The following is a 13,060-nucleotide window of genomic DNA, read 5'->3' on the forward strand; positions in this document are numbered from 1 at the left end:
CCCGCCGGACGCCTGTCCGTCACCGCCCAGCCGGAGGCCGCCCCTCGTCCCCCGTCCGCCTGCCACCCCCCAGTGGGAGGCGACCCTCCGCCACGCGCCCGTCTGCCACCACCCCGTGGGAGGCCGTCCCCCGTCCGCGCCCGCTGCCACCTGTCGAAGACGGTCCACCGTCTGCCCCGCCCATTGCCACCCGCGCAAGGCCACTCCACCGCCACCCGGCCGGAGGCCACCCCCGCACCGCACCCGACCGCAAGTCACCCCCCGGTGCGCGTTAGCCTCGGCCGGGTCACGACATACGGGAACAATCAGGAGGCGTTCATGGCCAGGGTTCCGAGTGCGGCGATCGCTGCGGCTGGGTTGGTCGGGGGGTACGGGGTGGCCCGTTGGACCAAGAAGCGGCCGCTCGGCGGGGTTGTCCTGGCCGCTGCGGGGGCGGTTGCCGCTCGGCGGTGGCAGGCGCAGGCCGGTAACGCGGTCGCCGGGGGGTTGACCGCCGCGTACGTCGCCGCCTTCGCCGGTTCGCACCCCCTGGCCAAGAAGGTGGGCGCCTGGCCGTCCGTCTTCGGCGTAGCCGGGGCCGTCGCCCTCGCGTCCTGGGCCGTCGCGGACCGGCGGGGTTAGGTTCCTCTCCAGGGAGGTGGGCGCCTGGCCGTCCGGTCTCGGCGTCGCCGGCCGGCGAGGTTGAGTTCCCCTCCACGAGGGTGAGCGCCAGGCCCGGTTCCGTCTCGGCGCCCCCGGGGCCGTCGCCGACCGGCGGGGTTGAGTTCCTCTCCGCGGAAGGGGGCGCCGCGCGTTCGGTCTCGGCAGCACCAGGGCCGTCGCCGACCCGTGGGGTTGAGTTCCCCTCCGCGGAGATCCGCGCCAGGCGAGTCGGCCTCGGCGTCGCCGGCCGGTGGCAAGTACCGGCAGCGCCCTCCTCCCGGCTCGCCCCATTGGGCAACTGGGCGAGCCAAAGGGCGCCCCCTTCACTCCCCCTTCTCCCCCACCGCCGTCAACGGCATCGCCACGTCCTCCAGCCCCCGCCGCTCCGCGTTCACCGCGAGTACCGCCGCCACCAGTCCCGCGACGCACATCAGTGCCGCGCCGATCTGGAAGGCGAGGACCGTGTCGCCGACGTGGCCCGTGGCGGTGAGGTCGGCGAAGAGGAGGGGGCCGCTGATGCCGCCGGCCGCGGTGCCGAGGGCGTAGAAGAAGGCGATCGACATCGCGCGGGTTTCCATGGGGAAGATCTCGGAGACGGTGAGGTACGCGCTGGAGGCGCCGGCCGAGGCGAAGAAGAGGACCGCGCACCAACAGGCCGTGAGCGTCGCCGCGTTCAGTACGCCCCGGTCGAAGAGCCAGGCCGTGCCGAACAGCAGCACCCCCGACAGCAGGTACGTCGAGGAGATCATGATCCGGCGCCCGACGGTGTCGAAGAGCTTGCCGAGCAGCAGGGGGCCGAAGAAGTTGCCGACCGCGATGACGGCGAAGTAGTAGCCGGTGCGGCCGGAGGGGACGTCGAAGAACTTCGTCAGGATCGCGCCGAAGCCGAAGGTGATCGCGTTGTAGAGGAACGCCTGGCCGATGAAGAGCGAGAAGCCGAGGATCGCGCGCTTGCGGTAGCGGGCGAAGAGGGTGTGGGCGATCTCCCGGAAGGTGACCGTCCCGCGCTGCCGGATCTCCAGCCGCCCCGACGGCTCCGGCAGATCAGCGTCGGCCCCGATCCGCCGCTCGATCCCCGCGACGATCTCCTCCGCCTCCCGCTCCCGGCCGTGGATCAGCAGCCAGCGCGGGCTCTCCGGTACGTGCCGGCGTACGAGCAGGATCACCAGCGCCAGCACCGCGCCCAGCGCGAACGTCAGCCGCCAGCCCAGGTTCTCCGGCAGGAACGCCGTGTCAAGGGCCACGATCGACAGCAGCGAACCGCCCACCGCGCCCAGCCAGAAGCTGCCGTTGATGATCAGGTCCACCCGGCCCCGGTGTTCGGAGGGGATCAGCTCGTCGATCGCGGAGTTGATCGCCGCGTACTCCCCGCCGATGCCGAAGCCCGTCAGGAAGCGGAACAGGAAGAACCACCACGCCTCGGTGGACAGCGAGGTCAGCGCCGTCGCCGCGAGATACACCGCCAGCGTGATCATGAACAGCCTGCGGCGCCCGTACCGGTCCGTCAGCCGCGCCCAGAACAGCGCGCCGGTGCACGCCCCCGCCACGTACAGCGCCGCCGCCACGCCCGTGACCTGCCCGGACGAGATCGCCAGCCCGCTGCCCGGCTCCGAGAGGCGGCTCGCGATGTTGCCGACGACCGTGACCTCCAGGCCGTCCAGAATCCATACGGTGCCCAGGCCCACCACGATCGTCCAGTGCCAGCGGGACCAGGGCAGCCGGTCCAGACGGGCCGGGATGTCGGTGGTGATCGTGGGAGCGGTACGGCGGGACGCCGGTGTCTCGGCTCGGCTCATGGGCTGCGCCTCCTCGTCGAAGGTGCAGATCCGGGTTCCCCGGGGCGGGGGAAACAGGCCGGCGGTCACCCGTCCGGCGGTAGCCCCGGCCCTACGGCATCCCGTACGGCAGCCCGTACGGCACCGGTACGGCAGCCCCCACCCCACCCCGCCGAGCGGCGCAGCCCTACGCCCCCAGCCCCCGAGACACCGCGTAGATCACCAACCCCGCCAGCGACCCCACCACCGTGCCGTTGATCCGGATGAACTGCAGGTCCCGGCCGATGTGCGCCTCGATCTTCCGCGTCGTGTGCTCCGCGTCCCAGCCCGCCACGGTGTCGGTGATCAGGGAGGTGATCTCGTCGCGGTAGGTGGTGACGACGTGCACCGCCGCGCCCTCCACCCAGCTGTCCACCTTCTCCTGCATCTTCGGCTCGGTCGCCATCCGCGTCCCGAGCGAGATCAGCCCCGCCCGCACCCGCAGCCGCAGCTCGCTGCGCTCGTCCTCCGCCGCCGCGACGATCATCGACCGTACGGCCGTCCACGCGGACGCGATCAGGTCCTGGACCTCGCTGCGGCCGAGGACCTCGCTCTTGAGCCGCTCCACCCGCGCCCGGGTCTCGGTGTCGGACTGGAGGTCGGAGGCGAAGTCGGTGAGAAAACGGTCCAGCGCGCCGCGCGCCGGGTGCGTCGGCATCTCCCGCATCTCGGTGACGAAGCGCAGCAGCTCCTTGTAGATCCGCTCGCCGACCTTGCGGTCCACGAAACGCGGGGTCCAGCCCGGCGCGCCGCCCTCCACCGCCACCATGACGTCGTCCCGGTGCCGTACCAGCCAGTCGTGGGCGCGGGAGACCACCAGGTCCACCACCCGCCGGTGACCGCCGTCCTCGACGATCCGGTCGAGGAGCTTGCCCACCGCCGGGGCGATCTCGCGGGAATCGGCCCGACGGGTGATCGCCTCGCCCACCACCGCCTGTACGTCCGAGTCGCGCAGCACGGTCAGCGCGCCGCGCAGCGCGGTCGCCAGCTCGGCGGTGACCCGGTCGGCGTTCTCCGGCTCCGCGAGCCACGCGCCGAGTCTGCTGCCGATGCCGACCGCGCGCAGACGCTGCCGTACGACGTCCTGGGAGAGGAAGTTCTCCCCCACGAACTCGCCCAGCGACACGCCCAGTTGATCCTTCTTGGTGGGGATGATCGCGGTGTGCGGGATCGGCAGGCCCAGCGGATGGCGGAACAGCGCGGTCACCGCGAACCAGTCCGCCAGCGCGCCCACCATCCCCGCCTCGGCGGCCGCCGCGACATACCCCGACCAGGGGCCCGCGCCCGCGTGTTCGGCCCAGGTGGCCAGGACGTAGACCACCGCGACGAACAGCAACATCCCGGTCGCGGTGAGCTTCATCCGCCGTACCCCGCGCTGCCGTTCCTCGTCGGCGGGGGTGAAGGCGGTCATGGTGCGGTACGACTGCGCGCCGCCCGGCCGCCGTCCGCCGGGCGCGCCCGGTGAGCCGCCGGTACGACGCCGGCCGGCCGCGTCCGACGTACCGACAGCACCGCGCGTACCGCCCGCACCACCGGCACCACCCGTACCGTCCGTGCCGTCCGCGTCCCGGTCTCCCGGCCTGTCCTCTTCCGCGTGTTCCATCTCGCTCCACCCGTCCGGTGATCCCGCACACACATTGTCCCTTCCTGGGGACTTCCGGAACGGAACGCGGGTTCCTCACGTCTGTCCCAGGGGTGGTTCGGGCAGGGCCCTGCCAACCCCGAAGATCCCATGGCCCATCATGGAATCCCTGGAAACGGAGCCCAAGGCTCCAGGCCCCCGAGGAGATCAGCACCAGCGTGACCAAGCGCCACGGCTATGCCCTGCTCAGTGCCCTCGCCGCACTCGTCGTGACCCTGTCCGCCGTCATCTACGTCATGACGACACGCGGTGCGGACACCGCGCGCGGCACGACCGCGGACAGCGTCCCCCACCACGGTTCCACCGTCGCCCCCGTCTCGGCGGGCACCTGGGTCGGAGCCTGGGCGGCGGCGCCCGCGGGTGCCGAGCCCGGCACCGAGACCTCGGGGATGGCGGGCCGCTCGGTACGCAACGTCGTGCACGTCGGCACGGGCGGCACGAGCGCCCGCATCACGCTGTCCAACCTCTACGGCCAGACCCCGCTCGCCATCACGCACGCCTCACTCGCCGTCTCCGCGGGCCAGAACACCGCCGCCGCCCGTGCGGAAACGATGCGGCGGCTCAGCTTCAACGGCGCCCCCGGCGTGGAGATACCGCCGGGCGGACAGGTCACCAGCGACGCCGTGCGCGTGGACATCCCGCAGGACACCGACGTCCTGGTCACCACGTACACGCCCACCTCCTCCGGACCGGTCACCTATCACAAGCACGCGCGGCAGCTGTCGTACGTCGCGAGGGGCGACCTGACCGCCGACACCACCGGTACGGCCTTCAGCGAGCAGACCCCCTACTGGCGGTACCTGACCGCGCTGGACGTGATCAGCCACGAGGCGGACGGCACGGTCGTCGTGTTCGGCGACTCCATAACCGACGGCATCACCTCCACCGTCGGCACCAACCGCCGCTGGCCGGACGTACTGTCCCAGCGGCTGCGCACGGCCGTCGAGAGCGGGGCCGCCGTGCCGCGGTACTCCGTCGTCAACGAGGGCATCAGCGGCAACCAGGTCCTCGCGGACGGCCTGGGGCGCCCCGCCGACAACCCCAGCGGCCTCAGCCGCTTCGGCCGCGATGTGCTCGACCGGCCCAACGCCAAGGTCGTCGTCATCGACCTCGGCATCAACGACATCCAGCGCAACCCCCGGCTGGCCGACCCCGACAAGATCACCGACGGCCTGCGCACGCTGGTCCGCCAGGCGCACGCCCGGGGGCTGAAGGTCATCGGCGCCACCCTCATGCCGCTCCAGGGCCACCTCGGCTGGACCCCGGCCCGCGAGACGGTACGCCAGCGGGTCAACGCCGAGATCCGCTCCGGCAAGGTCTTCGACGCGGTCGTCGACTTCGACACCGCCCTCCGCGACCCCTACGCCCCGCACCGCCTGCGCCCCGAGTACGACTCCGGCGACCACCTCCACCCCAGCGACCTGGGCTTCCGCAAGATGGCCCAGGTCTTCGACCTCAGCCTGCTGAAGGGGGCGGGCCAGGCGGAGCTTTAGGGCTCCGCGGGCGGGGGTGGCTCGGGGGCCGGTGGAGACGGTTCCGCCGGCGCGGCCTCTGGGGAACTCGCACGGACGGCGGGGCCGAGGCTCCGAACGGCACGGCGCGGGTCGGGCCCCGGTGGAGACGGCTCCGGGGGCGGGGCAGCCGCAAGCCCTGGGGAGATACGTACGGAGGGACTGGCTGAGGCTCCCGGACGACGGCAGTTCGGGACTTTTCGCGGGGCGCGGGTCGGGCCTGGCGGAGACGGCTCCGGGACGGGGCAGCCGCGCGCTCTCGGGAAGCCCGTATGGACGGCACGGCGCAGGCCCACGTACGGCCGCAGTTTCAGGGAGCCTCTACGGGCGCAGCGGACTCGGCGGAGACGGCTTCGAGGGCGGCCCTGGAGGGGTTCGTACGGACGGAGCGGCCGAGGCTCCCGGACGGGTGCGGTTCGGAGGCCCTCGCGGGGGGCGGGTCGGGCCCCGGCGGAGACGGCTCCGGGGGCGGGGCAGCCGCACGCTCTGGGGAAACCCGTACGGGCGGAGCGGTACAGGGTCCCGGACGGCGACGTTTTCGGGGCTTTCGTGGAGCGTGGCTCGGGCACCGGCGGAGAGGGCTTCCGGTGACGGGCGGGCACACGCTCTGGGCCGGCCCGGCGGGCGGAGTCGTAGGGGGCTCGGCCGCGCCGGGGGTGGGGCCGTGAATACTGGCCCCATGACGCGCTTGATCCTCGCCACCCGTAACGCCGGAAAGATCACCGAGCTGAGGGCGATCCTCGCCGAGGCCGGACTGCCCCATGAGCTGATCGGCGCCGATGCCTTTCCGGAGGTGCCGGACGTCAAGGAGACCGGCGTGACCTTCGCCGAGAACGCCCTGCTCAAGGCGCACGCGCTCGCCCAGGCCACCGGTCTGCCCGCCGTCGCGGACGACTCCGGCCTCTGCGTGGACGTACTGAACGGCGCGCCCGGCATCTTCTCCGCCCGCTGGGCCGGCCGGCACGGCGACGACCGGGCCAACCTGGACCTGCTCCTCGCCCAGCTCTCCGACATCGCGGACGAGCACCGCGGCGCCCACTTCGCCTGCGCCGCCGCCCTCGCGCTGCCGGACGGCACCGAGCGCGTGGTCGAGGGCCGCCTGACCGGCACCCTGCGCCACACCCCGGCCGGCACGAACGGCTTCGGCTACGACCCGATCCTCCAGCCGGAGGGCGAGGACCGTACCTGCGCGGAGCTGTCGGCGGCCGAGAAGAACGCGATCAGTCATCGGGGGGAGGCGTTCCGGGCGCTGGTGCCGGTGGTACGGGAGCTGCTGGGCTGACACACGGGTGAGGGGCCGCCCTTCCGGGCGGCCCCTCGAATGAGTGCGGCCGGTGGGACTCGAACCCACACGGGTGTTAACCCACTTGGACCTAAACCAAGCATGACTGCCAAATTCCATCACGGCCGCTCAAAAACGGTCATCGCGCTCGACCGGCAGCGTTCAGTGTAAGGGCAGCACCACTCACGCGGCGAGAGGGCCTTTCCTCTTCTGACGACACCAGGTCTCCGTCAGAGCGTGGCAGTTGGGACAGAGATGACGCAGGTTCTCCCGGCGATTGTCACGCCAGTCGCCGTTGATGTGGTCGATCTGCAAGGTGATCGGCCGCCCCAGCCACTTCCCCTCGTTACCGCAGCTCTCGCAGGCGTACGACACTCCGATCTCGGTCAAGGCGCGGTGAAGTTGAGCCCTGTTGGTTCGCCCGGCGCCGGGAGGAAGAACAACCAGCACCCGGTGCGCGACGGGCGAGGACCCGGAACTCTCCGGCCGAGCCCATGAGCGGCGCCTGAAGTGGGTCGTATCGAGACCCAGTCGAGTTGCGGCACGCCGGACACGCCGGTGATTGGTGTCGTTGACGTCCATACCCAGACCTCGCATCACGTCGGCATAGCTCGTGGAACGCTCCAGGACTTCGCGGAGCCTTTTCTCGGGAATCACCAGTCGCCGGTGAGAGAAGTGCTCTGTGTCGATGTCGTGGGCGCGCAACATGCGGCCCAGAGCCGCGCGTGAACGGCTGTCGTCCGGCACGCCAAGGGCACGGGCCACGCCACGGATGCTGGTCGCCGCCGCCGCGGCCGTCCTCAGCTCATCGGGAGTGAACGGCAGATCCGGCTCGGACTGATGCACTCCGGCGAAATGCCGGATGTCGACCCCTGCGGCGCGGATCCGCCGTGCGATGTGGGACAAGGTCCCAGTAGCGGGAGTGGCGCCGAGTTTGAGGGCCACCTCGCGCAGCGAGGACGAGGAGGCCGCAGCCTCGGCGATGGCGGCGTCCGGGTACTTGCGCCATGGACTGCGCTTGGCGAAGTGACTCGTGTCGAGACCATGGGCGGCGACCTTCTCCTGAAGCACTCGGCGCTGACCGCCGCTCACCCGAAGCCCGAGCCGTCTGATCAGATCTGCCCAGTTGCGGGCCTCGGAGACGATCCGCGCAAGCCGATCCCTGCTGTACGGGTCCGCCTCCTCCAGCCGCTCCTCGGTGTACTTGCCGGCCGCCACCGAGCTTCCTTCGTTTCCCCCACGTGTTCGCTGCTCGCATGGAGTAACGAACCGGTCGCCGGACAGTCACGCACACAAAAGGGGAGCGACCCGCGCCGGAAAGATACGGGGCGGGCCGCTCAAGAAGGTGGAACGGGTCAGATGCCCAGGTCCTTGATGATCTTGGCTACGTGGCCGGTGGCCTTGACGTTGTAGAGGGCTCGTTCGACCTTGCCGTTCTCGTCGACGATCACCGTGGAGCGGATGACGCCGACGACCGTCTTGCCGTAGAGCTTCTTCTCGCCGTAGGCGCCGTACGCCTCAAGGACCTGCTTGTCGGGGTCGGCCAGGAGGGTGATCCTGAGGGACTCGGCCTCGCGGAACTTCGCCAGCTTCTCCGGCTTGTCGGGGGAGATGCCGATGACGTCGTAGCCGGCGCCGGCCAGCAGCTCCAGGTTGTCGGTGAAGTCGCAGGCCTGCTTGGTGCAGCCGGGGGTAAGCGCCGCGGGGTAGAAGTAGACGATGACCTTGCGGCCCTTGTGGTCCGCCAGGGACACCTCGTTGCCGTCGGCGTCGGGGAGGGTGAAGGCCGGGGCCGGGTCCCCGGGCTGGAGTCGCTCGCTCATCCGGCCAGCCTAATCGGCCTGACCGGGGCCCCTCGCCGTGCGGAGCGGCCAGGAACTGACAGACTGTTCAGCACAAAGCATCAGCAGACTTCGGAGGCCGTACGGTGGCGGAGACGTCGGACACCAGAACACCGGCGCAGATCGAGGCGGACATCAAGCGCCGTCGTGAAGTGCTGGCCGAGACGCTCGACGAGATCGGGGTGCGTGTGCACCCCAAGACGATCGTCGGCGATGCCAAGGCGAAGGCCGTCGCCAACCTCGACCATGTCTTCGGCCAGGCGTTCGTCACGGCCAACCGGGTGATGACCGAGGTACGGGACCAGTTCGTCGACGACGACGGCGCCCCCCGCATGGAGCGGATCGTGCCGGCCGCCCTGATCGTGGCGGGCGCGGTGGGCCTGATCGTCGTGGGCGCGACCCGGCGGCGCAGGCGCTGAGCCCCGGCAGGTAGGTTCAGGGGCGTGAGCGCCAACAGAGACGAGCAGAGCACACCCCACCACGACAAGCTGCCCATCCGGATGCTGCACGACCGGGTACTCGTGCGGCAGGAGACCGGTGAGGGCGAGCGGCGGTCGGGCGGCGGCATCCTGATCCCCGCCACGGCGGCGGTCGGGCGCAGGCTGGCCTGGGCCTCGGTGGTCGCGGTCGGGCAGAACGTACGGACCGTGGAGCCCGGCGACCGGGTGCTGTTCGACCCGGAGGACCTGGCCGAGGTCGAGGTGCGGGGCGTGGCGTACGTGCTCATGCGCGAGCGTGATCTGCACGCGGTGGCCGCCGACCGGTTCGAGGGGTCCAAGGACTCCACGGGGCTGTATCTGTAACGGGCCGCGCCGGTACGCGGAAGGGGCTGGTGACCTGGTCACCAGCCCCTTCGCCGTAGGCCCGTACGGGCGTCAGTCGCGGCGGCCGTTCAGCGCCGGGCCGCCGAGCCCGGCCGGCAGGCCGCCCCCGGCGCCGCCGGAGTCGGCCGCGCCGCCGCCGCCCGTGGCGTCCCCGCCGGTCGCGCCGCCGGGTGTGCCGCCGGTGGCCGCGCCGCCGCCGGTCGCCCCGCCGGGCGTGCCGCCGGTCGTGGCCCCGCCGGTCGCCGGTGCGCCGCCGGTGGTGGCGCCGCCGTCGGCCGGGGTGCCGGCGGTCGCGCCGCCGTCGGTGGGCGTGCCGGTGGCCGCGCCGCCGGTCTGGCCGCCGTCGCCCGGGGTGGCGCCCTGGCTGGGCGTGCCGGTGGCGGTGCCGCCGGTCTGGCCCGCGTCGGTGGCGGGCGTGGTGGGTGCCAGGGTGGCGGGGGCCTCGACCTCGGCGCCCTGCTGGAGGTCCAGGTCGAAGGCGGCGGCGGGCTTTCCGCTGAGCGCGTCCTTCGTGTACTGGGCCCAGATCTGGGTGGGCGGGCCGCCACCGTTCATACGGGGCTGGCCGAGCGCGCCGTAGAGCGGCTGATGCTGTGCGGTGACCGGGTCCTGGCCCATGACCGCGACGACGGTGGCCAGGTCGGGGGTGTACCCGGCGAACCAGGCGGCGGTGTCGCGCTCGGCGGTGCCGGTCTTGCCGGCGGCCGGGCGGCCCGCGGCCTTGGCGGCCATGGCGGTACCGGTCTGGACGACGCTCTGGAGCACCGAGGTGGTGGTGTCGGCGGCCTCGCGGCTGACAGCCTGCTTGGACTGGCCGCCGGGCAGCGTCACCGGGATGCCGCCCTTGGTGACCTTGTCGATGAGGGTGTACGTGCCGTGCCGGCCGTGGTTGGCGAGGGTGGCGTACGCCTCGGTCATCTCCAGGACGCTGGCGTTGGCGGTGCCGAGCGCGATGGACGGGGACGGGTACATGTCCGGGGTGTCGGAGGGGATGCCGAGGTCGATCGCGGTCTTCTTGACCTTGTCGGAGCCGACGTCGGCGGCCATCTGCGCGTACACCGAGTTCACGGAGAGGTCGGTGGCCTTACGGACGGTGATCTGCTGGTACGACTTCTGGTCCTCGTTCTCCGGGGCGTAGCTGCCGCCGCTCCAGCCCTGTACGGGGCGCTTGTTGGTGCCGTCGTAGTAGGTGTTCGGGGAGATCGGCTTGCCGTCCTGGGTGGTGGAGCCGTTCTGGACCGCCGAGGTGAACACGAACGGCTTGAAGGTGGAGCCGACCTGGAAGTCGCCGCGGGTGGCGCCGTTGGTGTACTGCTGCAGGTAGTCGATGCCGCCGTACATCGCCACGACGCGGCCGGTCTTGGGGTCGATGGACGCGCCGCCCGCGCGGACGTAGGTGTCGGCCTTGCGGTTCTTCTTGTCCAGCTTGGAGATCAGCTGGTCGTCGACGGCCTTGACGAAGTCGTCTTGCTTGTCCTTCTGGATGGTGGTCGTGATGCGGTAACCACCGCGCGTCATCTGCTCCTTGGTGAGGATGTGATGACCCGTCAGATAGTCCTTGACCGCCTCCACGAGGTAACCGCGCTGTCCGGACAGGCCCGTCGAGATGGTCTGTTCCTTCGGCATGGGGAACTTCAGGCCGGTGCGCTCGGACTGCGGCAGCCAGCCCTTCTTGACCATGCCGTCCAGGACGTAGTTCCAACGGGCCACGGCGGCGGGCTTGTTCTCGGGGTGGGCGACGACGTCGTACTCGCTGGGCGCGTTGACGAGCGCGGCGAGGTAGGCGGCGTGGGCCGCGTCGAGCTTGGTGGCGTCCTTGCCGTAGTACGCCTGGGCTGCGGCCTGGATGCCGTAGGCGCCTCGGCCGAAGAAGCTGGTGTTGAGGTAGCCCTGGAGGATCTCGCTCTTGGACTTCTCGCGGCCGAGCTTGACCGAGATGAAGAACTCCTTGGCCTTGCGGGTCAGGGTCTGTTCCTGGGCCAGGTAGTAGTTCTTCACGTACTGCTGGGTGATGGTGGAGCCGGACTGCTTGCCCTTGCCGGTGGCCATGTTCCAGCCGGCGCGGAGCATCGCCTTGGGGTCGACGGCGGGCTCGGTGTAGAAGTCCCGGTCCTCGGCGGCGAGTACGGCGTGCTGGGCGGCCTGGGAGACCTCGGCGAGGTTGACGTTCTCGCGGTTGACCTGGCTGTCGCGGGTGTCGCGGGCGAGCTGGGAGCCGTCCGCGTAGAGGTAGACGTTGCTCTGCTTCGTGGCGAGGGCGTTGGCGGGCGGGATCTGCACCATCGAGTAGCCGACGAAGAAGAGGCCGATGAGCAGCAGCGCGCCGACGACGACGGTCCCGAGGACGAACCGCCAGCCGGGGACGAAGCGGCGCCAGCCGGTGCGCTTGGGCTTCTTGCCCTTGCCGTTGCCGTTGCCGCTGCCGCTTGCTGTGGCGGCCTCGGGGGTGGCGGCCTCGGTACGGGGGATGACGCTGGTGGCCGCCGAAGCGGCGCTGCCGCTGCCGCTCACGGTGGCGGCGGCGGGCGTCGTGGCCTGCTTGTCCCCCTGCCGGGGGGCGTTGATCCGCCGGAGCACCTGCGTGTGCTCGTCGGCGGGCTGCTCCGCCTTGGGGTCCTTGATCCGCCGCAGCACCTGCGTGCTCTCGGTGGCCGGCGGCTCGCCCTTGTCACCCCCCTTGGCCCCCTGCGGCGCCTTGATCCGCCGGAGCACCTGCGTGCTCTCGGCAGCGGGCGGCTCCCCTGCGGGGCCCTGGCCGGGCCGGCTGGAACGGGGTCCGGGGACGGAGGGGGTCTGCGACGCCGGGGCGCCCTGCTCGGAGCGGGGAGTGCCGGGGGTCTGGCCGGGAGCCGCGTTACCGGCCTGGGATGCCTGGCCGGGGCGGCCTGCGCCGCCGGACTGAGAAGCCTGACCGCCCTGAGCCGAGCGCTCGGCACCCGAGCCCTGGGCCGCCGCGCCGGAACGCGCCGGACCACCGGACGACTGGCCACCCTGGCCGGGACGGCTCACGCCACCGAACTGGGACGCCTGACCGCCCTGGGCCGAGCCCTGGGCGGCCGCGCCGCCGGACGACTGACCTCCCTGGCCAGGACGGCTCGCACCACCGAACTGGGACGCCTGGCCACCCTGGGCGGAACGCTCGGCACCGGCACCCTGGGACGCCGCGCCGGGGCGCGCCGGGGCGCCGGACGACTGACCACCCTGGCCGGGACGGCCTGCGCCGTCGGACTGGCTGGCCTGACCGGGACGGCCCGCGTTACCGGCCGGGGATGCCTGGCCACCCTGCCCGGGACGGCTCGCGCCGCTGAACTCGGACACCTGACCACCCTGGGCCGAGCCCTGGGAGGCCGCGCCGCCGGACGACTGACCACCCTGGCCAGGACGGCTCGCACCACCGAACTGGGACGCCTGACCACCCTGGGCCGAGCCCTGGGAGGCCGCGCCGCCGGACGACTGACCACCCTGGCCAGGACGGCTCGCACCACCGAACTGGGACGCCTGACC

At 71.9% G+C, this 13,060-nt stretch carries 10 protein-coding genes and 1 tRNA gene; 5 read left to right on the forward strand and 6 right to left on the reverse strand.

Annotation, left to right across the window (positions count from 1 at the left end; all coding sequences use genetic code 11):
* Positions 1-318: 318 nt before the first annotated feature.
* Complete coding sequence (locus AB0898_RS07660) at positions 319-621, forward strand: hypothetical protein (protein ID WP_366801903.1); 303 nt, start codon at positions 319-321, stop codon at positions 619-621.
* A gap of 344 nt (positions 622-965) precedes the next feature.
* Here AB0898_RS07660 and AB0898_RS07665 read toward each other — a convergent pair whose 3' ends face one another.
* Both AB0898_RS07665 and AB0898_RS07670 read right to left on the reverse strand, forming a co-directional pair.
* Positions 966-2,438, reverse strand: a complete 1,473-nt coding sequence (locus AB0898_RS07665; RefSeq protein WP_366801904.1) for an MFS transporter — start codon at positions 2,436-2,438, stop codon at positions 966-968.
* A 166-nt stretch (positions 2,439-2,604) separates the two neighbouring features.
* Positions 2,605-4,059, reverse strand: coding sequence for a DUF445 domain-containing protein (locus AB0898_RS07670; protein WP_407078299.1), 1,455 nt, complete (start codon positions 4,057-4,059; stop codon positions 2,605-2,607).
* 197 nt (positions 4,060-4,256) lie between these two features.
* Between AB0898_RS07670 and AB0898_RS07675 the strand changes: the two genes are divergently transcribed.
* Positions 4,257-5,591, forward strand: a complete 1,335-nt coding sequence (locus AB0898_RS07675) for an SGNH/GDSL hydrolase family protein (RefSeq protein ID WP_366801905.1) — start codon at positions 4,257-4,259, stop codon at positions 5,589-5,591.
* A gap of 697 nt (positions 5,592-6,288) precedes the next feature.
* On the forward strand, positions 6,289-6,891 hold the full coding sequence (rdgB, locus tag AB0898_RS07680) for an RdgB/HAM1 family non-canonical purine NTP pyrophosphatase (RefSeq protein ID WP_366801906.1): 603 nt from the start codon (positions 6,289-6,291) through the stop codon (positions 6,889-6,891).
* Between the two features lie 44 nt (positions 6,892-6,935).
* On the opposite strand, the gene AB0898_RS07685 is transcribed toward rdgB, so the two are convergent.
* The 3 genes from AB0898_RS07685 to bcp all read right to left on the reverse strand — a co-directional run bounded on the left by AB0898_RS07685 (position 6,936) and on the right by bcp (position 8,714).
* Positions 6,936-7,020: transfer RNA gene (locus tag AB0898_RS07685), tRNA-Leu, on the reverse strand.
* Between the two features lie 54 nt (positions 7,021-7,074).
* Positions 7,075-8,109: an HNH endonuclease gene (locus AB0898_RS07690; protein ID WP_366801907.1), complete on the reverse strand. Its 1,035-nt coding sequence runs from the start codon at positions 8,107-8,109 to the stop codon at positions 7,075-7,077.
* 137 nt (positions 8,110-8,246) lie between these two features.
* On the reverse strand, positions 8,247-8,714 hold the full coding sequence (gene bcp, locus AB0898_RS07695) for a thioredoxin-dependent thiol peroxidase (protein WP_366801908.1): 468 nt from the start codon (positions 8,712-8,714) through the stop codon (positions 8,247-8,249).
* A gap of 104 nt (positions 8,715-8,818) precedes the next feature.
* On the opposite strand from bcp, the gene AB0898_RS07700 reads away from it, so the two are divergent.
* Both AB0898_RS07700 and AB0898_RS07705 read left to right on the forward strand, forming a co-directional pair.
* A complete protein-coding gene (locus AB0898_RS07700) occupies positions 8,819-9,151 on the forward strand; it encodes a DUF3618 domain-containing protein (RefSeq protein ID WP_366801909.1) in 333 nt (110 codons plus the stop codon).
* Positions 9,152-9,232: 81 nt separating this feature from the next.
* The gene (locus AB0898_RS07705; protein ID WP_407078302.1) at positions 9,233-9,535 is read left to right on the forward strand and encodes a GroES family chaperonin; all 303 of its coding nucleotides are present in this window, start codon (positions 9,233-9,235) and stop codon (positions 9,533-9,535) included.
* 72 nt (positions 9,536-9,607) lie between these two features.
* Here AB0898_RS07705 and AB0898_RS07710 read toward each other — a convergent pair whose 3' ends face one another.
* Positions 9,608-12,025, reverse strand: a complete 2,418-nt coding sequence (locus AB0898_RS07710) for a transglycosylase domain-containing protein (protein WP_366801933.1) — start codon at positions 12,023-12,025, stop codon at positions 9,608-9,610.
* Positions 12,026-13,060 lie beyond the last annotated feature (1,035 nt).

This window comes from Streptomyces sp. NPDC005435 (assembly GCF_040703155.1).
In the GTDB taxonomy this organism is placed as follows: Bacteria; Actinomycetota; Actinomycetes; order Streptomycetales; family Streptomycetaceae; genus Streptomyces.

Excerpts from the sequence above, each read along its gene's own strand:
- AB0898_RS07660 (WP_366801903.1), top strand. The coding sequence starts at position 319 with ATGGCCAGGGTTCCGAGTGCGGCGATCGCTGCGGCTGGGTTGGTCGGG.
- rdgB (WP_366801906.1), top strand. The coding sequence starts at position 6,289 with ATGACGCGCTTGATCCTCGCCACCCGTAACGCCGGAAAGATCACCGAG.
- AB0898_RS07705 (WP_407078302.1), top strand. The coding sequence starts at position 9,233 with ATGCTGCACGACCGGGTACTCGTGCGGCAGGAGACCGGTGAGGGCGAG.
- AB0898_RS07665 (WP_366801904.1), bottom strand. The coding sequence starts at position 2,438 with ATGAGCCGAGCCGAGACACCGGCGTCCCGCCGTACCGCTCCCACGATC.
- bcp (WP_366801908.1), bottom strand. The coding sequence starts at position 8,714 with ATGAGCGAGCGACTCCAGCCCGGGGACCCGGCCCCGGCCTTCACCCTC.
- AB0898_RS07670 (WP_407078299.1), bottom strand. The coding sequence starts at position 4,059 with ATGGAACACGCGGAAGAGGACAGGCCGGGAGACCGGGACGCGGACGGC.